Below are 20,666 nucleotides of genomic sequence, written 5' to 3' on the forward strand. Positions count from 1 at the left end.
TGCGCAACCCAGCGGGAGCAATCCCTGGCCACAGGATGTCCGCTGTGCCTGCGGTGTTTTCTGATGGGTTCAGGATTGTCCGCAGCTCCATAGCTCCACGGTCGGCTGGCCCTCTGTCGGCGGCCCCAGCCAATGACTCATCGCCCGACAACCGCCACCAAAACATAACTGATAGTCGCCAGCCTGCGGCGTGCGGCCCAGTTTCAGCGGTTGCAGGGGCGGCACCTGGCGTTGGTAGTGCCAGCTGCCGTTTTCAAGCCTTGCATCGTCGGGAATCTCCATGCCCGCGCCATTGCCTTTGACCCTGGCCTCGCCCAGGATCAGGCCCTGTTCGCTGACGCGATAATCTTCCTCCCAGCGAATCTTCTCGATGGTGTGGTTCCATGCCAACGTGAAATCGGCCACGGCGAGCTGGGCCCAGACCACGCCGGACAAGCCCAGGCACAGACCGATCACGCCAAGGCCCGCCCACTGCGTCGTGCGCGCCAGACGTGTTGGAGAATCAGCAGCCCACCCAGCACGAAGCCGATCTCATCGGTCACGGGCAGGGCAACCACCAGCAACGCGCCGGCGGCAAAACACAGCAAGCGTTCCCAAATCGGCATTTTCTGTTGCAGGTAGCCGGTGGACGCCATGCCCCAGAGCCCGACGGCCAACAACGTCTTGATCAGCATGTACGCCGTCATCCACAGGTTGTCGCCCTGGAGCATCAGGGCCGGGTTATAGACGGTCATGAATGGAATGACGAACCCAGCCAGGGCAATGCGCACCGCCCAGAAGCTGATCTTCAGGCCACTTTCCCGGGCAATGGGCGCGGCGGCGAAACAAGCCAGCGCCACCGGCGGCGTCAGGTCGGCCAAGATACCGAAATAGAACACGAACATGTGCGACACGATCAGCGGCACGCCCAGTTCCAGCAGGGCCGGTGCGGCGATCGAGCTGGTGATGATGTAGTTGGGGATGGTCGGTATACCCATGCCCAGCACCAGGCAGGTGAGCATGGTGAGGATCAGCGACAGCAACAGGTTGTCCCGGCCGATGGCGAGGATGTAGCCGGCAAAGGTGGAGGCCACGCCAGTCAGCGAGACCACCGCGATGATGCTGCCCACCAAGGCGCAGGCGATCCCCACTGGAACGGCATGACGCGCGCCATCTACCAACGCATGCAAGCAGATGACGAGGGTTTCCCGAGTGCCTTGCATGAACCAGCAGGCCACCACCAACACGCCGATCACCGCAAACACGACACCGATGCCCAAGCGGAAAAAACCGACGCAAAGCAGCCCCAAGGCGATCCAGAAGGCGCAGCGCAACGCGTAGTTCGAGACTTTGAGAATGATCGCCGAGCCGAGAATCACGATGGCTGTCAATGCCAGGCCCACCATGCCGGAAAACAGGGGGGTGCGTCCGGAAAACAACAGGTAGACCAACACCCCGAGCGGGATCAGCAGGAACCAGCTGTCCTTGACCGCGCCCCAGGCGCTGGGGCATTGGTCCTTGGGCAAGCCCTTGAGGTCGGAGCGCTTGGCCTCCAGGTGAACCATCCAGAACACCGAGCCGAAGTACAGGCAGGCGGGTATCAATGCGGCCTTGGCGATTTCAACGAACGGCACATTGATGGTTTCGGCCATGATGAAGGCCACCGCGCCCATCACCGGCGGCATGATCTGGCTGCCCATGCTGGACGTGGCTTCCACACCACCGGCAAACGCGGCCTTGTAGCCGAAGCGCTTCATCAACGGGATGGTGAATTGCCCGGTGGTGACCACGTTGGCGATGCCAGAACCGGTGATGGTGCCCATCAGCGCCGATGACACCACGGCCACCTTGGCCGGGCCACCGAGCTTGTGACCGAACAGGCCCATGGCGAAATCGGTGAAGAGCTTGATCATGCCGGCCTTTTCCAGGAAGGCGCCGAACAGGATGAACAGGAAAATATAGGTGGCCGACACGTAGGTTGGCGTGCCGTACAGCCCTTCGGTGCCGAACGACAGCTGGTTGATGATTTGATCGAGGCCATAGCCGCGATGGGCCAAGTCGCCCGGTAAGTATTCGCCGAACAGGCCATAGGCCAGGAACAGGCCGCAAATGATCGGTAGTGCGATGCCCATCACTCGCCGCGCGGCTTCGAACACCAGCACGACCAGGACGATCCCCATGATCATGTCCGTGGTGGTCAAGTCGCCGGAGCGTTGGATCAGGTCCGACTCAAACACCCATTGATAAAGCGCCGTCGCCACGCCCCCCAGGCTCAAGACCCAGGCCAAGGGTTGCCAAGGGCGCTGCCTGCCATGCGCGGGGTAGCTGAGGAACACCACCCACAACAGAAAGCCGACATGTACCGCCCTCAGCACAATGCTGGAGACCGGAGAAAACGCGGCGGTGACGATCTGAAATATTGAAAACAGCAAGGCCACGTAGAACAGGGTCTTGGGCCAGTCTCGCGGGTCCGTGGCGATGCCGTGCTGGTCTTCACTCATGAGGTGCCTGCCTTCTGTTCACATTCAAGGGGCGAAAACACGACGGATCAACGGCGATGGGCGCCGTTGATACGCAGGGTGTTACAGCGCGCCCACTTCCTTGTAGTAGCGCTCGGCACCGGGGTGGAGTGCGATCGGCAGGTTCTTCGCGGCGTTTTTCAGGGTGATGTCCTTGGCCGCTGAATGGGAGGTGCCCAGGCGAGTGAGGTTCTCGAAGAGCAGCTTGGTCATCTGGTACGCCACCTCATCCGGGACATCCTCGCGGGTGACCAGGATGTTGGTGATGGCCACCGTCGGTACGGCCTCCGCCTGACCATCGTAGGTATTGGCCGGAATCATTGCGCTCTGATACGCCGGGTTGCCGATTTTCTCCACCACATCGGTGGGCACCGCTACGTAGCTCAGCGCCATGGTCGAGGCCAGGTCGCGAATGGCCGCCATTCCCAGGCCCGAGGACTGCAGTGTGGCGTCCAGTTGGCGGTTCTTGATCAAGTCCACCGACTCGGCGAACGGCAAGTACTGGACCTTCATGTCCTGGTAGGTCAGCCCCGCAGCCTTGAATATCGCCCGGGCATTGAGTTCGGTACCGGATTTTGCCGCGCCGACGGAAACGGTCTTGCCCTTGAGGTCGGCCAATGTCTTGATGCCGGACTCCTGGCTGGCGACGATCTGGATGTAGTTGGGATAGGCGCCAGCGATGGCGCGCAATTTGGTCAACGGCGCCTTGAAACCGGCGTCTTCCACGCCGTTCTTGGCATCCGCCACCGAGTCGCCCAGGGCCAGGGCCAGCTCACCACGACCGGCTTGCAGCAGGTTGAGGTTTTCCACCGAAGCCTTGGTGGCTTGCACCGATGTCTTGGCGTCCTGGATGCCGTTGCTGTAGATCTGTGAAAGCCCGACCCCGATCGGGTAATAAACCCCGCTGGTGCCGCCCGTGAGGATGTTGATGTACACCGGGGCGGCCTGGGCCGTGGTGCTGACCACCAGGGCTGCCGCGGCGGCCAGGAGGGTGAAGTGCTTGTTGACTCGCATGGGGACCTCTCCGTCTTGTTATGGCTTATGCAGAGTCTTTCCACTGTAGTTCAAGCGCGGGTGATGGCGAGTCGAGTGGCCGTAAAGGCTTCTGTGGCGAGGGAGCTTGCTCCCGCTCGGCGGCGCAGCCGTCGTAAAACCGACAAGCACGGTCTGCCTGAAAAATTGCGTCAGCCTCTTTCGGGGCTGCTGCGCAACCCAGCGGGAGCAAGCTCCCTCGCCACTGGTCCCTTGTTAGGCCTGGGGCGCCGTACTGCCTCGCACCGTCAACTCGAACGGCAACACCACATGCCGCTCGGCAATCGGCTTCTTCTCGATCAGAGCAATCAGCATCTGCACCGCTTTTTCCCCAAAGATTTCGGCAGGCTGTGAAATGGTGGTCAGGGGCGGGTCGCAGTAGGCGGCGAACGGGATGTCATCAAAACCCACCAGGGAAATATCCTCGGGCACCCGCAGGCCCATTTGCTTGATGCGCCTGAGCGCGCCGATGGCCATCTCGTCGTTTTCACAGAACAGTGCGCTGGGGCGGTCGGCCAGCGCCAACATCGCGCCGGCCCCGTCATCACCGGCCTTCAAGGTGAAGTCGCCATGGCAGATCAGGCTGGGGTCGACGGCGATACCGGCCTGGCTCAGGGCATCCTGGTAGCCGGCCACGCGATCCAGGGTCAGGGGGCTGCTGCGTGGCCCCTTGATGATGCCGATGCGGCGGTGGCCGAGGCCGATCAGGTGCTCGGTCATGGCCTGGGCGGCGGCGCGGTTGTCGAGGCTGATGGTCGGGTAGGGGGCGTTCTTGACCACTTCGCAGGCGTTGACCAGCGGCAGGCTTTCGATGCCTGCCGGCATCGATTCGAAAGGATCGCTGGCGCGCAACTGGATCACCCCGTCGGCCTGGTGGGCGTAGACCAGGGCGGCGAATTCCCGCTCGATCTGCGTCCGACCCTGGGTGTCGCACAACAGCAATCGATAACCCGCCGCCTGCGCGGCCTGCTGCGCGCCGCTGATGACCCGGGCGAAAAACGTGTTGGCGATGGCCGGCACCAGGATCACCAGGTTGCCGGTGCGCCGGGAGCGAAATTGCACCGCCATCAGGTTGGGCCGATAGCCGGCCTGTTCCACCGCCGCGTTGACCTTGTCCCGTGTTTCGGGGAGTACCCGCTCGGGCGATTTCAGGGTTCTGGACACCGTGGCCACCGAAACACCCGCCAGCCGGGCCACCTCACGAATGTTGGACAAAATCACCTCGGGGAACAGGGGGTACGGTGGGGAGCTTACCGCAGGTTGAGCGCCTCACAAATATTCCACGGTGAACCCTGTGGGTTTGACACGCGGGGAAACTGAGCCTAGATTTTCGCCATGATGTAACCGGTTACATCATCATCCTGACAGGAAGACAAACACGATGAATCCTGTAGCACCAAAAATAAGAATGGGCTTCGTCGGCGGTGGAGAGGGCGCGTTCATCGGCCAGGCCCACCGTCAGGCCGCGGGCCTGGATGGCGGTTTCGAACTGGTCTGCGGCGCATTCAGCCGCGACCCTCGCAACACTCGGCAGACCGGCGCGGCCCTGGGCCTGGCCGCGTCCCGTTGCTACCACGACTGGCAGCAGATGCTCGACACCGAAGCGCTGCTGCCGCTTGATCAGCGCATGGAATTGCTGGTCATTGTTACCCCCAATCATCTTCATGCACCCATCGCCAGCGAGGCCTTGAAAGCCGGTTTCCATGTGTTCAGCGAGAAACCCGCCGCGCTGGACCTCAACGAGTTGCTGGCCCTCAGGGAAGTGCTGCAAGGCAGCCGTTGCCTCTACGGGCTGGCCCATACCTACCTGGGTTATCCCATGGTGTGGCAGGCCCGGGAGATGGTGCGCTCGGGCGCGATCGGCCAGGTGCGCAAAGTGCTGGTCGAGTACCCCCAAGGCTGGCTCTGCCAGGATGTCGCCGCCCAGGGCAATAAACAGGCCGAATGGCGCGACGACCCCGGGCAGTCCGGCCTGGGCGGTTGCATCGGCGACATCGGCACCCACGCGTTTTCCCTCGCCGAGTTCGTCGCAGACCAGCCTATCCAGCAGCTATGCGCCACGTTGGGCACCCATGTGCCGGGCCGGCAATTGGATGACGACGTCGCGATGCTGTTCAAGATGGCGGGCGGTGCCAGCGGCGTGTTGATCGCCAGCCAGGTCTGCACCGGCGAAGAGAACCCGCTGAAGATTCGCGTCTACGGCGATAAGGGCGCCTTGGAGTGGCGCCAGGAAGAACCGGCGAGCCTGATCCATCGCGCCTTCGACCAGCCTTTGCGCATCCTGCGTAGCGGCGTCGGCCAGCCGTGGCTGTGCGCGGCGGCCACGCGGCGCATGCGCCTGCCGGCCGGGCATCCCGAGGGCTACCTGGAAGCCATGGCCAACCTCTACGGCGATTTCGCCCACGCTATTCGCAGCCATGTCGAAGGCCCCGACGCCCCAGGCGTACCCGGCATCGAGACCGGCTTGCGTGGCATGGCATTCATCGAGGCCGCCATCCTCAACCACCGTGGCGACGCGAAGTGGACCACCGTGCAAACCGGAGCATCCCTGTTGTGAATACCCTCGACACACCACCGAGCGGCCTGCGTGGCCCAGGTATTTTCCTGGCGCAATTCATGTCCGCCGAAGCGCCGTTCGATACCCTGGCCAACATCGCCCAGTGGGCGGCGTCGCAAGGCTACAAGGCCATTCAGCTGCCGACATCGGGCACCCAATACATTGACCTGGCCCGGGCCGCCGAGAGCCAGGCCTATTGCGATGAGCTCAAGGCCACCTGTGCCCAGGCCGGTGTCGAGATCAGCGAGTTATCGACGCACCTGCAAGGCCAGTTGGTGGCAGTGCACCCGGCGTTCGACGCGCTGTTCGATGACTTCGCCCCGGCCCATTTGCGCGGCCAGCCCCAGGCGCGGACCGAGTGGGCGATCGAGCAACTCAAGCTGGCCGCCCGTGCCAGCCAGCGGCTGGGTCTCAAGGCCCATGCGACGTTTTCCGGCGCGCTGCTGTGGCCGTATCTCTACCCTTGGCCGCAGCGGCCGGCGGGTCTGGTGGAGCAGGGGTTCGCCGAACTGGCCCGGCGCTGGTTGCCGATTCTCGATGCCTTCGACGTGGCGGGGGTGGACCTGTGCTACGAAATCCACCCCGGCGAAGACCTCCATGACGGCGCATCGTTCGAGCGCTTTTTGGAGGCGGTCGATCATCACCCACGGGCGGCGATCCTCTACGACCCCAGCCATTTGCTGCTGCAACAGATGGACTACCTGGGCTTCATCGACCGCTACCACGCGCGCATCCGCATGTTCCACGTCAAGGACGCCGAATTCCGCCCCGATGCCCGTTCCGGGGTATACGGCGGCTACCAGGGCTGGGTCGATCGGCCCGGGCGGTTCCGTTCGTTGGGCGATGGCCAGATCGATTTCAAATCGATCTTCAGCAAACTGACCCAATACGATTTCAGCGGTTGGGCGGTCCTGGAATGGGAATGCTGCTTGAAGGATTCACAACAGGGCGCCGCAGAAGGGGCAGCGTTCATCCAGCGGCACATGATCAGCAAGACCGGCAAGGCGTTCGATGATTTTGCCAGCGTCACGGCGGATGAGGATTCCAACCGGCGGTTGTTGGGCCTGTTGAGGTAACCGCTCCACCCCAAGACCCTGTGGCGAGGGAGCTTGCTCCCGCTGGGCTGCGAAGCAGCCCCTAAAACCTGACAACTCGGTGGATCAGGTAGATGTAGGCCGAGGTGACTGTTTTGAGGGCTGCTGCGCAGCCCAGCGGGAGCAAGCTCCCTCGCCACAAAAGCAGGCCACAAAAGCAAGCCACAAAAGCTGTGCAAGGCTTTTTTCTTCACAAGAACAACAATAAAACGGTGACGCTCATGACCACGATGAATGCACGCCTCAGCGTGATGATGTTCCTGCAGTTCTTTATCTGGGGTGGCTGGTTCGTCACCCTCGGCACCTTCCTCTCCAGCACCCTGGGCGCCAGCGGTGGGCAGATCGGCATGGCGTTCTCCACGCAATCGTGGGGAGCGATCATTGCGCCGTTCGTCATCGGCCTGATCGCCGACCGCTTCTTCAACGCCGAACGGATCCTGGCGGTGTTGCACCTGCTCGGCGCGGTGTTGCTGTATCAGCTGTATTCGGCGGCGGATTTCAGTGTGTTCTACCCGTACGTGCTGGTGTACATGGTGGTCTACATGCCGACGCTGGCCCTGGTCAATTCAGTGGCCTTCCGGCAGATGCGCGATCCGGCGCTGGAGTTCTCCCGTATCCGGGTGTGGGGCACGATTGGCTGGATCGTCGCGGGCGTGGTGATCAGTTTTGTGTTCGCCTGGGATTCGCGCGAAGCGATCTCGGCAGGCGGCTTGCGCAATACGTTCCTGATGGCGGCCATCGCGTCCCTGGCCCTGGGGCTCTACAGCTTCACGCTGCCGGCCACGGCGCCGCTCAAGGAACAGGCCCGGGCGGGCGGCGTCAGGCAGCTGCTGGGGCTGGACGCGTTGGGGCTGTTGAAGGATCGCAGCTATCTGGTGTTCTTCATCGCCTCGATCCTGATCTGCATTCCCCTGGCGTTCTATTACCAGAATGCCAACCCGTTCCTGGCCGAAACCGGGATGACCAACCCAACGGCGAAGATGGCCATCGGGCAGGTCTCGGAAGTGTTGTTCATGCTGCTGTTGCCACTGTTCATCCAGCGCTTCGGCATCAAGCTGGCGCTGTTGGTGGGGATGTTGGCGTGGGCGTTGCGCTACCTGTTGTTCGCCTACGGCAATAACGGCGACCTGGCGTTCATGCTGTTCACCGGCATTGCCCTGCATGGCATCTGCTACGACTTCTTTTTTGTCTCGGGGCAGATCTACACCGATGCCAAGGCACCGGAGCGCTTTCGCAGCTCGGCCCAGGGGCTGATTACCCTGGCGACCTACGGTGTGGGGATGCTGATCGGCTTCTGGGTGGCGGGGCAGGTGACCGATCACTTTGTCGTGGCGGGCGGTCATGACTGGCAGAGCATCTGGCTGTTCCCGGCCGGTTTCGCGCTGCTGGTGTTGCTCTGCTTCCTGTTTACCTTCCGCGGCCAGCAAGCGCTCGCTGCGTCGTCAAAGGCTTGAAGCAGGGCTGGGCGTCAGTCATTTGTGACTGACGTCCAGCTTGGTGTAGGTCACTTTCCCGCCTTCGTTGGAATAACCCTTGTTGTCCAAGGTGTAGACACCGGCCTTGAAATAGAAGTTATAGCCGTACCAGGACGGGTCCAACTTCACCTGTTTACCCGCGTTGCCGATCAGCACCGAGAGCTTGCCTTGCTTGTCCATTTGCAGCGAATAGGAGAAGGCCTTGTTCAGCGGCACGTTGGGCACGGTGTAGATCACCGGGCTCTTCTTGTCCTTGGGCTTGACCCGGTATTCCACGTCGATATTGCCGGTGCCCTTGGCGTAGCGGTACACCAGTTTCAACAACGGCGTAGGGGCGTCCTTGGCGTGGATCTGCGCCACTACCACCCGGCCTTCGGAAGGCACCTGGTTCACCGCCAGGGTGCCCTTGAGGGTATTGGTGCCGCTGTTGTAGCGCCAGTTGCGCAGCTTGCCGTCCTTGCTGGTTTCCCGCAGCTCGGAGCGCGGGTATTCGCTTTTACCGGTATGGGAACCGGTGACCGGCGCCCAGAAGACGATCCGCTGGCCGTTATTGTCGAAATACTTGTTTTTCAGGGTTGGCATGGCTTTGGTCGCCACGACCTGCGCCGGCGTTTGCACGGGCAGGGTAATGTTCCAGACAGTCAGGTCAATCATGATAAAACCCTCCAACGGGACCGGCCGTTACCTGGCGGCCGTCAAGACAGAAACTGCCTTCCGTGGCGCAGTTTTCATGTTATCGACGATGGGCTGTTTCGCTGGAGGTGCACCTGACGGATGGCTCTGCGATGAGCCTTTCAGGCACTGAATTGGGCGGATTATCGTGTGTCAATTTGTTGCTGATCGGTTAGAGTACGCGCCGCCCGAGAGACGGATCCCGGGCGTCTTTCCATGGAGCGTCAAATGAATCAAATCAGCAAAGTTGTCGCCTGCGCACTGTTCGGCCTGGCCCTGGCGGGTTGCACCGGCACCCCGATGAAAACCCAGCAATACGACAGCAGCCAATACACCGTTGTCGGCCACAGTGAAGCCAAGGCCACCGGCCTGTTGCTGTTCGGCGTGATCCCGATTCGCCAGAACAACCGTTTCGTACGCGCCCAGACCGCGGCGATCAAGGCCAAGGGCGGCGACGCCATGATCAACACCCAAGTCCAGGAAAACTGGTTCTGGGCCTGGGTCCTGACCGGTTACACCACCTCGGTGTCCGGTGACGTGGTCAAGCTGAAAAGCGTTCAGTGACACCCTGCTTTAGAGTAGGTGAGCGCCGGTTGTAAGGGCGCTTGCCTGTGGCGAGGGAGCTTGCTCCCGCTCGATCGCGCAGCGATCGCAAAAGGGCCGCTTCGCCGCCCAGCGGGAGCAAGCTCCCTCGCCACAACAGCCCGATCATGCCCGATCCTCTGTCACTGTCCTCCCACCACCATATGCGTGAACGGCGCCACATACGCCTGCAACGTCACCAGCCCGCCCACCAGAATCGCCAGCACCACCGAGTGGAAAAACACGTAGCGCAGGATTTCGCCTTCGTGACCGTACCAACGGGTCGCGGTGGAGGCGACCACGATCGACTGCGCGTCGACCATCTTGCCCATCACCCCACCGGAACTGTTGGCCGCGGCCATCAACACCGGGCTGATGCCCAGTTGCTCGGACGTGACTCGTTGCAAGCCGCCAAACAACACGTTGGAGGCGGTGTCCGAACCGGTCAGCGCCACGCCGAGCCAGCCCAGCAAGGTGCCGAACATGGGGTAGAAAATGCCCGTGGCGGCGAAGGCCAGGCCCATGGTCGCGTCCAGGCCTGAGTAGCGCGTGAGAAACCCCAGGGCCAACATTGCTACGATGGTAATCAGCGAGTAGCGCACCACCCAGAGCGTTCGCAGGTAGTGGTGCAGCAGTTGCGGGATGGAATAGCCCATCAGCAAGCCACCGAGAATCGCCGCCAGGAAGATGCCGCTGCCCGTGGCAGTGAACCAGTTGAACTTGTAGACCGCTTCCTCGGTTTTAGGCTGGGGCACCACGGGCGGGACTTTTTCGATCTGCTGGTGGATGGTGCCGAAGGTCAGCAGGGGCGAGAAGATCGGATTGGCCTCGCGCATCGGCTTGCCTTGGGGATCCAGTCGGGCCGATTGGGTCTGGGGGTCGATGGCCGGACGGGTGTCGAACAGGTTCTTGAAGCCTTGGGTGCCCCAGGCGAACACGAACACTGTGAGGATGATCCAGGGCATCCAGGCCCGTCCCACGGCGGAGCGGGTGTCGCTGGAAAATGCCGCGCTGGCGACGGGTTTTTCATCCTCGCTGGCGTCGATCTTCGAGTTGTCGACCCGCCCTGACAGCGCGGCGGAGGTGTGCACCGTGGCCGGTTTCCAGACCTTGAGGAAACCGGTGAGGCAGGCCATGGAAATCAGCGCGGCAATCACATCCACCAGCATCGGCCCGTGGTAGTTCGACACCAGGAACTGCGGGATGGCGAAGCTGACACCGGCCACCAGGATCGCCGGCCAGACCTCCAGCATCTTGCGCCACCCGGCAAACGCCCAGATCAACCAGAACGGCACCAGCACCGAGAAAAATGGCAACTGCCGACCGACCATCATCGACAGCTCCATTTCATCCAGCCCGGTGACTTTGGCCAGGGTGATGATCGGCGTGCCCAGGGCGCCGAAGGCCACGGGCGCGGTGTTGGCGATCAGCGCCAGGCCCGAGGCGGCCAAGGGGGAGAAGCCCAGCCCGATCAGGATCGCCCCGGTCACCGCCACCGGCGTCCCGAAACCCGCGGCGCCCTCGAAGAACGCACCGAAGCAAAAGGCGATCAACAGCAATTGCAGGCGTCGGTCGTCGGTGATGCGGGCGAGGGAATCCTGCAGGACCTTGAACGAGCCGTTTTCGGTGGTCAGGCGGTGCAAGAAGATGATGTTGAGGACAATCCAGCCAATGGGCAACAGGCCGTTGGCCGCGCCGTAAAGTGCCGCTGACCCGGCCATGCCGGCGGGCATGCCGAAGGCGAAGATGGCGATCAGCAAGGCCGAGGCCAAGGCCATCAACGCCGCCAGGTGCGCCTTGACATGAAAGAACGCCAGGGACGCCAGCATCACCACCACTGGAACCGCCGCCAGGAGCGTCGACAGCACCGCATTACCGAAGGGATCGTAGACTTGTTGCCAGACCATGTTCCACCTCTGCTTTTTATTGTTGGAAGTGCAGGCCCCGGGGGGATTGGCAGAGAAGTATAGGCGGGGATTGGCGAGGGGAATGGCGCAGAGGCCTGGGGTAAGCCCCTGTGGCGAGGGAGCTTGCTCCCGCTGGACTGCGCAGCAGGCCCAAGTTTTTTGTTTAAGCACAAATTCTTGGGGCGGCTTCGCCACCCAGCGGGAGCAAGCTCCCTCGCCACAGGTAAGTGGTGTGCTGGCTAGCGTGGGGGCTCACCTTCCTCCTGGCGAAGCTCGAGGCTCAAGCCGTCGCAGCTTTGCGACCAGGCGACCAGCCAGTCGGGCACGGCGGGCGATTGTTCGGCCAGGCCCAACTCGCGGATGAACTCAGCCGGTGCAATCGTGCCTTTGGCCGAGCGGAACAGGCCGCGCATGATCACCACCCCGACCACACGTCCCTGGCTGATGAAACGGTGCTCCATGAACGTCCATTTTTCGTCCCAACCGAGCAGGCGGGTGTGCACCTCGAACGCCTCGAACAGTTTCAATTCCCGCCTGAACTTGCCCCAGACATCCCCCACGATCGGCACCGCCCGGTTGCGCAACGCCACTTTGTAGGCGCCGCTGCGCAGCACGTAATCCATGCGTCCCACATCGGCCAACGTGAAGTAGCGTCCGTTGGTGACGTGGCGATTGAGGTCCAGGTCCAGCGGCCATACCCGCATGCGCACCACCGTGGTGTCCAGGGGCGCCGCCGGCTTGCGCCACGGGCGGCGGAACAGCATCAGCAACAGTCGAAACCAGAGATTCATAAGGAGGCCGTGAAGAGGGAAAACGGCGCACTTTAGACCCCGTGCAGGAAGCGGGCTAGGTGCGAAAGTGACGATTTGCGTGGCAATCGCGCATTTGGGGCATGTTCGAGCGGCTGTTGTGGCCAGGAGCTTGGGCCCGCTGTATGGCGAGCCGCTCCAAGAGTTTGGGTCGAAACAAAAGAACTGGGCCTGCTGCGCAGTCCAGCGGGAGCAAGCTCCCTCGCCACAAAAGCAGTGCAGCGCTACAAAGGTGCAAGGCGCTCGTTCAGCCCTTCGCCGCCATCGCCGTCACTTCCACTTTCATGCCTTCAACCGCCAGCGCTGCCACACCCACCGCCGCACGAACCGGCCAAGGCTTGGCGAAGAAGCGTTTGTAGACCTCGTTGAACGCGGCGCGGTCGGCCATGTCGGTCAGGTAGATGGTCAGGTGCAGGACCCGGTCCATGGAGCTGCCGGCGCCTTCCAAGGCAGTCTTGAGGGCTTGCAGCGTGCATTCGCTCTGCAGGGTGATGTCGCCCAGCTCCAGGCTGCCATCGGCGTGGGTGGGGATTTGCGTGGAAACCAGCAGGCCGCCGAAACCGGCGACGTCGGAGGAAATGGAGTCCGCATCCGGATCTGGAATAAACGTGATGTCTGGGTTGCTCATGCAAAACCTCATGCTGGAAAAGAAAAAGGAGCGCCGCAGTTTACCGTTCATTGCCGCGCCGTTCCTGCATTCCTTTATCCGTGCGCTCCCAGCCTGTTGTTTTGCACCAGTGCCTGGATGTAGGCCTCAAGCGTCATGGTGCCGTGCAAGGCGTCGTCGCCCACGTCGAAGCCGCTGTCTAGGCTGACGGCGCTCATGCGCCCATAGGATTGCGCCGCAGCGGGGCTGAAGCCGAGGCTCTGGAAGGTGCTTTCCCATCGGTCCCTGGGTATCACCTGTACCTCGACCGGTCGGTCGAGCGCCTGGGAAAAAGCCTGCGCCACATCGTTGGGCGAGTACAGGCCAGGCCCCTGCACGTTACGCACGCCAATGTCATCCACCGACGATAGCAATCGCGCGGCCGCCACTTCGCCCAGGTCCCGAGGCGCAACCATGGGGAAGGCCAGGTCGGCTGGAAACAGCGTCGGCAGCTTGCCGGTCTCGCGGACGGTATCGAGCAGGCTGTCCCAGTTGCTCATGTAATAAGCGCCGCGATTGATCGCCGCCGGGATCGACTGGTTGCGCAGCCCTTCTTCCAATTCCCACAAGACGCTGAGATCGCCGATACGCCTGCCAGGCTGGGCGCCGGCGGTGGATTGCACGACGATTTTCTCAAGACCCGATCCGTCGAGGGCGGCCAGGATGTTGGCGACCGTGCGCCGTTCCACCGCATCGGTATCGGTACTGGGAGCCGCTGGCGGGTTGAGAATGAATGCCCTGCGCCCGAGCCGAAACGCTGCGCGCAACGACTCGACGTTTTCGGCGTCCGCTTCGACGATTTGAGCGCCCCTGGCCCGCCATTCAGTGGCGTGGGTGGCGTTGCGGGTCATGATAATCACGGCATGCCCTGGCGCCAGCAAGGCGCGGCCTGTGGCCGAGCCAACGTGACCTGTGGCGCCCATGATCACGTACATGGCTTTATCTCCCGAAGTCAAAGTCCGCCCTGGGCCGGACGGTGGGTTGTCATTGCCGGTTCAAGGTGCGGTTGCGCGCCGTTCAGGCGTGCGGCCAGCTGTTGTGCCTGTTCCCATCCCAGCGCGGGCTCCAGCCATTCGAGCGCATCTTCGGCACTGAAGGCCAGTACCCGCTGCTGCTGGCTGGCGATGTCGCCATACGTCACCAGGGTCAGGCCGTCACAGCCAAACGGGGTCTCGCTGGCCTGGGCCAGGGCAGCCAGGAAAATCGGGACCGACTGCCGGGCGGTCGTGTAGGTGAGGCGTTGCGCCTGGGAGGGCGAGGCGGGGGCTTGTGACTCATACCAACCCTCCACGGGAACCAATACGCGGCCTTCGTGCTTGATGGGGTCGAAGACCTTGGAGCGCATCACCAGATGCAAGGGTAGATGGGTCAGGGGCGGCATCGTCCCGACCGACCAGATTGGCGACCAACCCCAGCGAACCTTGATGCACTCCAAGTGCCCACCGCGACGACGAATGGCGCTGACCTGCATGTTTGGCTTGATCAGACTCTGGCGCTCCTGGACCTTGGGCGGCGTTGTCACGTACAGGTCCAAGGGCGTCACGCTTGCACCGAAACGGCTGCCGGGCGTGTCTCGCTGGGCGAAATACGCCAGGGAGTCTTTTGAAGAAACGTGTTGAACAAGACCGTCACACATAACGAAAACTCCCGGCAGTGAACGCAAAGAAGCCTTGATCCACCCGCTGTTCAAGCCGTGACGTCGAAGCGCGTCAGCATGGCTTTCAGCGGTGTCATGTAGGTCCGAGCCGTGGCGAATGGCTTGGTTCGAAAATCCTTGCGGCGGGGAGACGAGCGGGCGGTGTGTCAGTTTGCAGAGAGGTTGGCTGTGCCGACGCCTTCGCGAGCAGGCTCGCTCCCACACTGTTGTGCGTTGATGTAGTCCACGAAAGCCCTCAATGGCGAGGGCAGGTAGCGGCGGCCGGGGTAGTAGAGAAATGGGCCGGTAAAGCGCTGCCACCAGGGTTCGAGTACCGGTTCGAGGGCGCCGCTGTCCAGGTACGGTCGTAACCAGTCTTCGAACAGGTAGACGATGCCCAGACCGTCTACAGCGGCTTGCACCGACAGGTCCACCGCACCGCCAATGCGCGTGATCAACGGGCCGCTCGGGTCGACGCTGATGGTTTCGCCGCCGCGCTCATACTCCCACAGCGGCATGGCACCGCTGGGGAACTTGCCCCGCAGGCACGCGTGTTCCAGCAGGTCTCTGGGATGTTCCGGCCTGCCCCGGGCATCGAGGTATGCCGGGGCGGCGGCCGTGGCGAAGCGCTGGAACCGTGGGCCGATGGGGATGGCGATCATGTCCTGCTCCAGGCGCTCGTCGTAGCGAATGCCAGCGTCACACCCGGCCGCCAGCATGTCGACGAAGCTTTCTTCGGTGACCACTTCCAGGCGGATGTCGGGATAGCTTTTCAGGAACGGCGTGATAATCGCCGGCAACACCAGCCGGGCCGCGCTGACTGGCACGTTCAGCCTGAGGGTGCCCGAAGGACGGTCGCGAAAGTCGTTGACCACGTCCATGGCCGCCTCGACCTCGCCCAGGGCCGGGACGATGCGTTCCATCAACCGGGCACCGGCCTCGGTCGGTACCACGCTGCGGGTAGTGCGATTGAGCAGGCGTACGCCGAGCCGGCTCTCCATCCGGCGTACGGCGTCGCTCAGGCTTGAGGCAGACTTGCCGCTCAGCCGCGCGCCTTCACGAAAGCCCTTCGCGTTGACCACGGCCACGAAGGCCAGCAAGTCTTGAATATCCGTCGCCATTGTTCTCTCTGCCGTACAACCTGTGCTGATTGCACCTGATTATCATGAGAATGGTCAACGTCTATAGTCGGCCCACGCACATTGATCCGAGGGCTACGAGATGAACATTGCAGGCAAGGCAGGCAGCTTTTTACTGGGCGATCGCACGGTCAATCGCATGGGTTACGGCGCGATGCAGTTGGCGGGGCCCCAGGTCTTCGGACCGCCGAAAGACCCGGCGGTGGCCGTCGCTGTGCTGCGCGAAGCATTGGCGAGCGGGGTCAACCACATCGACACCGCCGATTTCTATGGGCCCCATGTCACCAACCAACTGATCCGTGAAGCGCTGCACCCTTATGCCCAGGACCTGGTCATCGTGACCAAGGTCGGTGCCGTGCGCGGTGCCGATGCGTCCTGGAACCCGGCCCACAGCCCCGCCGAGCTGACCCGGGCGGTCCACGACAATCTGCGCAACCTGGATGTGGAGGTATTGGACGTGGTCAACCTGCGGGTGTGGGGCGACCTGCATTCGCCCACGGAAGATTCCATTGAGGAATCGTTCACGACACTGGCCGAGCTGCAGCGCCAGGGCCTCATCCGTCACCTGGGGCTGAGCAACGTCACGGCCGCGCAGGTCAAGCAGGCCCAAGGCATTGCCCAGGTGGTCTGCGTGCAGAACCACTACAACCTGACCCATCGCGACGACGAACACCTCATCGCCGACCTGGGCCGGCAGGGCATCGCCTACGTGCCGTTCTTCCCCTTGGGCGGCTTCACACCGCTGCAATCGCAAACCCTTTCCAGCGTGGCGGCGCGCTTGCAGGCGTCACCGCTGTGCGTGGCCCTGGCGTGGTTGCTGCAACGTGCGCCGAATCTGCTGCTGATTCCCGGCACATCGTCCCTGGCGCACCTGCGGGAAAACCTCACGGCGAGTGAGCTGAAGATCCCTGCGCCGATGCTTGCCGAGCTGGACGCATTGGCCTAGGCCGCCTGGAAAACCAACGTCTCGCCATCTTCCGGTATCAACAACCGGTCTTCGACACCGGCCTTCGCGGTGGCTGCGGCAAGGGCCTTGCGAGTCGTCGGGCAGTGGCTGATCGCTTCCAGATGATTGGCCACCACGGTCCCGCGGGACAAACGGGTGAATTCCAGCGTCTCGTCGATGCCCATGATGATGTCGCCGCCGATGTCGAATCGTGCCCCGCCCGCCGGAACTACGCTGACCTGTGGCTGGTGTCGCAAGACGAACTCGCACACGGTGGGGGTGAGCACGGTGTCGCCGGTGAGGTAGACACTCGGTTCGCCGGGCAGCTCGATCAGGTAGCCGACGCCATGCTCCATCAACTTGCCCACCAGGCCCCGCCCGTGGGTGCACCGGACCGTGCGAATAGTGCCGCCCAGGAATGGGGTGGGTTGGTCATGGGCCTGGGCGAGCGCCTGGACATTCAAGCCACGCTTGTTGAGATAGGGCGCGTCATGGGACGTGCAGATGACCGGGATCTGTTTTTCCCTCAGCCAGCGCTTGGCCGCGCGGTCCAGATGGTCGAAATGGCCTTTCTGGCAGTGGGTGATCAAGCAATGGGTGACGGTCTCTAGGGCCTGCGCTGTCGAGGCCGGAAGTGCCACCAGCGGATTGCGTTGCGTGGCGCCAAACAGGCGAAGCGGCGGCAGCGTGCCCTGGCCAGCCAGCATCGGGTCGACGAGCACGCGATACGGGCCGATTTCAAGAATGATCGTGGCGTTACGGATCTGTTGGATGTTCATGAGGCGTTCCTGTTGAGCGAGTGCTTCATGGTGCCGATCCGGTCCCGTGTGCATAATGGCCGGATCTGACATCTTTGATTCGTTTCAGGCCATGACAAACAAACTTCGAATCGGTTTGCTTCTATTTCCCGGCTGCATGCCCGCCGGCCTGTTCGCGTTCGCCGATCTGCTGCATGCCGCCAACCGCAGAAGAGGGCGGGCGCTGTTCGAGGCCCGCTACATCGCGTTGCAGGCCGGGCCGGTGGTGTGTGCCCATGGCGTGACCCTGCAGGCGGAAGCGGCGTTGGGCAGCGCCGGGCTGGATGCTGTCCTGGTTCCCGGTTTCTGGGCCGAGTCGGCCGAGCAGATGAATGCGCTGCTGGCTGAACAGACAGCCCTCGTGAGTGCGCTGTCGAACCATGCCCGATCGCTTCAGCTCTGGTCCTATTGCACCGGTGTCTGCCTGCTGGCCGCCGCCGGCCGATTGGACGGGCAGGGTGCGACGGTGACTTGGTGGCTGGCGCAGGCGATGCAGCAGCAGTATCGAAAAGTCCATTGGCAAAGCGAGCGGAACTGCGTGTTCAACGAGCGCACGGCGACCGCGTCTGGGGTGAACGGTTACCTGCCCATCGCCGAAAAACTCATTGAGCGAAGTGTCAGCAGCGACGTACTGCGCGATATCACGCGGCTCATGGTGCTGCCGCGCCCAGCCATTCCCCATGCGGCGTTCCAGGGCATTGCCCTGATCGAGCAACCCAGCGGATGGTTGCGGCAGTTGCATGGGTTGATCGAACAGATGCCGGCCGAGCGGGTCACTGTGCAGGCACTGGCCAGCCAGTTGGCGGTGTCCGAGCGCACCCTGGCGCGCAAGGTCAGCCGTGAGACGGGGCAGGCCGTCGCGGCCTACGCCCGGCGCATCAAGTTGAACCAGGTCAGCGAGCGTCTGACGTTGACCACGCTGCCCCTCGCCAGCATCGGCGCCGAGCTGGGGTTCAGCAGCAGCTCCAACTTGCAGCGGATGTTCAAGGCGTTGACCGGGCTGACGCCGATGGAATACCGGCGCAAGTTCGGGCGGGTATGACGCCGGTCAACCCGGCGTCTTGTCGGTTTCGTTGCGATGGTGTTCCTGCCAGTTGTCGACGGGGCGGGCACGGTCTTCGTTGAACATGTCCGTGAGCAGCGCGTTGGCGCGCCGATAGGCATCGTGGCGAAACTTGAGGTCGTCTTCCGGCTGGGCGACGATCTCCTCCAACATCTTGAGGTTCAGCCGGCGGAACTGATCCGCCCGTTCCCGCGCTTCGTAAGCCCCGACGCCCATGTGCTCCAGTGCACTGCGACCCAATGCCAGCGCGCTCTCGAAGGTTTCCCGCTCGGCCGCCTCCACGCCCATCTGTCGCAGGGTGATGAGGTGGCCCATATCCCGCGCCCGCACGATCAACTGCAACGCGGGGAAGTGCTCCTGGGCCAGCCGGGTCAGTGTCAGGTTGTCTTCTCGATCGTCGATCGCATTGATCAACACCACCGCTTGGGCCGCGCCGGCTGCGTGCAGCAGATCAAGGCGCGTGGCATCGCCATAAAAGACTTTCACGCCGAATTTACGCAGCGTCTCGATGTTGTCAGGGTCGTGATCCAATACCACCACTTCGACGCCGCAAGACATCAGCAGGCGACCGGCGATCTGCCCGAAGCGGCCGAACCCGGCGATGATCACCCGTGGATTCTGCTGGTCGACGAGGTCGGATTCGCGTTTGTTTTTCTTGGCGACGGACTCGAACCGATCCAGCAACACGATCAGCAAGGGCGTCAGGCACATGGACAGGGCCACCGCCAGGGTCAGGCTCTTGCCCCATTGATCGGTCAAGATGCCGGCCACGGTCGCCGCGCCAAACACCACGAAGGCGAATTCGCTGCCCTGGCCCAGCAACACCGCCTGCCAGGAGCGCTGGCCGGCGGGGACGTTGAGGAACCGGCCCGCCATCTTGATCACCAGCAGCTTGATCAGGATGAAGCCCAGGGTCAGGGTGACGACTTTCAGCGGTGCGTCGATCAGGGTGCCGAAATCGATCGACATGCCGACACCGATGAAGAACAGGCCCAACAACAGGCCTTTGAACGGTTCAATGTCGCTTTCCAGGGCATGGCGGTATTCGGAGCTGGCCAGCAGCACGCCGGCGAGGAACGCGCCCATGGCCATCGATAAACCGGCTTCCTCCAGCAGAAAACCGAAGCCGAACACCAGGAAAAGCGCCACGGCACTGAAGATCTCGCGCAAGCCTGACCGCGCGGCGAAGCGCAGCAGCGGTCGCGTCACGTAGCGCCCCAACAGCACGACGATGGTGATGGCAGCGACGATTTTGCCAATCGATAGCAACAGCGCCGTGCCCGAAGGCGTGTCGCCGTGGGCCGACAACAACGGGATCATTGCCACCAGCGGAATGGCCGCGATGTCCTGGAACAGCAGCACGGCGAAGCTGCTGCGCCCGACCGCGGTGGCGGTCAGGTTGCGTTCGTTCATCGCCTGCATGGCGATGGCCGTGGAGGACAGGCTCAGGGTCAGGCCGACCAGCAGCGCTGCCGTCCAGCTCAGGCCAAGGGCCGTGCAGAACAAGCCAATGGCAGCGCCACAGGCGAGCATCTGCAGGGCGCCACCACCGAACACCATCTTGCGCAGGGCCCAGAGCCGTTTGGGGTCGAGCTCGAGGCCGATGATGAACAGCATCAGCACCACGCCGATTTCAGCGAACTCCAGGATGGCTTTTACATCGGTAATCAGCTTCAGCCCCCACGGGCCGATGATGCACCCGGCCAGTAGATAACCCAACACCGGGCCCAGGCCAAATCGAACGGCAATCGGTACGATCAGCGTCGCCGAGGCCAGGTAGATGAGCATTTCAATCAGGCTGTGAGTTTCCACT

General features: G+C 62.8%; 19 protein-coding genes. 6 read left to right on the forward strand and 13 right to left on the reverse strand.

From position 1 onward, the window contains the following. Window positions 1-69: 69 nt before the first annotated feature. The 4 genes from BLU76_RS11025 to BLU76_RS11040 all read right to left on the reverse strand — a co-directional run bounded on the left by BLU76_RS11025 (window position 70) and on the right by BLU76_RS11040 (window position 4,745). Window positions 70-456, reverse strand: a complete 387-nt coding sequence (locus BLU76_RS11025) for a DUF1850 domain-containing protein (protein ID WP_063320511.1) — start codon at window positions 454-456, stop codon at window positions 70-72. After that, on the reverse strand, window positions 453-2,480 hold the full coding sequence (locus tag BLU76_RS11030; RefSeq protein ID WP_063320512.1) for a TRAP transporter permease: 2,028 nt from the start codon (window positions 2,478-2,480) through the stop codon (window positions 453-455). Before BLU76_RS11030 ends, BLU76_RS11025 begins: the two co-directional genes overlap by 4 nt. Window positions 2,481-2,561: 81 nt before the next feature. Beyond that, a complete protein-coding gene (locus tag BLU76_RS11035; protein ID WP_092222719.1) occupies window positions 2,562-3,512 on the reverse strand; it encodes a TAXI family TRAP transporter solute-binding subunit in 951 nt (316 codons plus the stop codon). 234 nt (window positions 3,513-3,746) lie between these two features. Further along, on the reverse strand, window positions 3,747-4,745 hold the full coding sequence (locus tag BLU76_RS11040; protein WP_092144511.1) for a LacI family DNA-binding transcriptional regulator: 999 nt from the start codon (window positions 4,743-4,745) through the stop codon (window positions 3,747-3,749). A 166-nt stretch (window positions 4,746-4,911) separates the two neighbouring features. On the opposite strand from BLU76_RS11040, the gene BLU76_RS11045 reads away from it, so the two are divergent. The 3 genes from BLU76_RS11045 to BLU76_RS11055 all read left to right on the forward strand — a co-directional run bounded on the left by BLU76_RS11045 (window position 4,912) and on the right by BLU76_RS11055 (window position 8,635). Continuing rightward, on the forward strand, window positions 4,912-6,087 hold the full coding sequence (locus BLU76_RS11045; RefSeq protein ID WP_092222723.1) for a Gfo/Idh/MocA family protein: 1,176 nt from the start codon (window positions 4,912-4,914) through the stop codon (window positions 6,085-6,087). Continuing rightward, window positions 6,084-7,163, forward strand: a complete 1,080-nt coding sequence (locus tag BLU76_RS11050) for a sugar phosphate isomerase/epimerase family protein (protein ID WP_092222725.1) — start codon at window positions 6,084-6,086, stop codon at window positions 7,161-7,163. The genes BLU76_RS11045 and BLU76_RS11050 overlap by 4 nt, the downstream gene beginning before the upstream one ends. A gap of 239 nt (window positions 7,164-7,402) precedes the next feature. Beyond that, window positions 7,403-8,635: a nucleoside permease gene (locus tag BLU76_RS11055; protein ID WP_092222727.1), complete on the forward strand. Its 1,233-nt coding sequence runs from the start codon at window positions 7,403-7,405 to the stop codon at window positions 8,633-8,635. A gap of 18 nt (window positions 8,636-8,653) precedes the next feature. On the opposite strand, the gene BLU76_RS11060 is transcribed toward BLU76_RS11055, so the two are convergent. Beyond that, window positions 8,654-9,310, reverse strand: a complete 657-nt coding sequence (locus tag BLU76_RS11060) for a polysaccharide lyase family 7 protein (protein ID WP_092222729.1) — start codon at window positions 9,308-9,310, stop codon at window positions 8,654-8,656. A 246-nt stretch (window positions 9,311-9,556) separates the two neighbouring features. Here BLU76_RS11060 and BLU76_RS11065 point away from each other — a divergent pair, with 246 nt between their 5' ends. After that, entirely contained in the window at window positions 9,557-9,892 is a 336-nt protein-coding gene (locus tag BLU76_RS11065; RefSeq protein ID WP_063320519.1) for a hypothetical protein, read from the forward strand. A gap of 161 nt (window positions 9,893-10,053) precedes the next feature. Here BLU76_RS11065 and BLU76_RS11070 read toward each other — a convergent pair whose 3' ends face one another. The 6 genes from BLU76_RS11070 to BLU76_RS11095 form a co-directional block, all read right to left on the reverse strand. Next, window positions 10,054-11,817: an L-lactate permease gene (locus BLU76_RS11070; RefSeq protein WP_092222731.1), complete on the reverse strand. Its 1,764-nt coding sequence runs from the start codon at window positions 11,815-11,817 to the stop codon at window positions 10,054-10,056. A gap of 239 nt (window positions 11,818-12,056) precedes the next feature. Further along, on the reverse strand, window positions 12,057-12,608 hold the full coding sequence (locus BLU76_RS11075) for a thioesterase family protein (protein WP_092144521.1): 552 nt from the start codon (window positions 12,606-12,608) through the stop codon (window positions 12,057-12,059). A gap of 265 nt (window positions 12,609-12,873) precedes the next feature. Further along, window positions 12,874-13,254: a RidA family protein gene (locus BLU76_RS11080; protein ID WP_079301342.1), complete on the reverse strand. Its 381-nt coding sequence runs from the start codon at window positions 13,252-13,254 to the stop codon at window positions 12,874-12,876. A gap of 74 nt (window positions 13,255-13,328) precedes the next feature. Beyond that, window positions 13,329-14,207, reverse strand: coding sequence for an NmrA family NAD(P)-binding protein (locus BLU76_RS11085; RefSeq protein WP_092222733.1), 879 nt, complete (start codon window positions 14,205-14,207; stop codon window positions 13,329-13,331). Window positions 14,208-14,224: 17 nt separating this feature from the next. After that, entirely contained in the window at window positions 14,225-14,908 is a 684-nt protein-coding gene (locus BLU76_RS11090; RefSeq protein ID WP_092222735.1) for an SOS response-associated peptidase family protein, read from the reverse strand. Window positions 14,909-15,075: 167 nt separating this feature from the next. Then, window positions 15,076-16,029: a LysR family transcriptional regulator gene (locus BLU76_RS11095; protein ID WP_092222737.1), complete on the reverse strand. Its 954-nt coding sequence runs from the start codon at window positions 16,027-16,029 to the stop codon at window positions 15,076-15,078. A 100-nt stretch (window positions 16,030-16,129) separates the two neighbouring features. On the opposite strand from BLU76_RS11095, the gene BLU76_RS11100 reads away from it, so the two are divergent. Further along, window positions 16,130-16,993: an aldo/keto reductase family oxidoreductase gene (locus BLU76_RS11100; protein ID WP_092222739.1), complete on the forward strand. Its 864-nt coding sequence runs from the start codon at window positions 16,130-16,132 to the stop codon at window positions 16,991-16,993. On the opposite strand, the gene BLU76_RS11105 is transcribed toward BLU76_RS11100, so the two are convergent. Then, on the reverse strand, window positions 16,990-17,772 hold the full coding sequence (locus BLU76_RS11105; RefSeq protein WP_092222741.1) for an MBL fold metallo-hydrolase: 783 nt from the start codon (window positions 17,770-17,772) through the stop codon (window positions 16,990-16,992). The genes BLU76_RS11100 and BLU76_RS11105 overlap by 4 nt on opposite strands. A gap of 91 nt (window positions 17,773-17,863) precedes the next feature. Between BLU76_RS11105 and BLU76_RS11110 the strand changes: the two genes are divergently transcribed. Then, entirely contained in the window at window positions 17,864-18,832 is a 969-nt protein-coding gene (locus tag BLU76_RS11110; RefSeq protein WP_092144724.1) for a GlxA family transcriptional regulator, read from the forward strand. Window positions 18,833-18,838: 6 nt separating this feature from the next. Here BLU76_RS11110 and kefC read toward each other — a convergent pair whose 3' ends face one another. After that, entirely contained in the window at window positions 18,839-20,665 is a 1,827-nt protein-coding gene (kefC, locus tag BLU76_RS11115; RefSeq protein ID WP_092222743.1) for a glutathione-regulated potassium-efflux system protein KefC, read from the reverse strand. Window position 20,666: the final 1 nt, after the last annotated feature.

Origin of the sequence: Pseudomonas sp. NFACC08-1 (assembly GCF_900106735.1) — a bacterium.
Lineage (GTDB): Bacteria > Pseudomonadota > Gammaproteobacteria > Pseudomonadales > Pseudomonadaceae > Aquipseudomonas > Aquipseudomonas fluorescens_Q.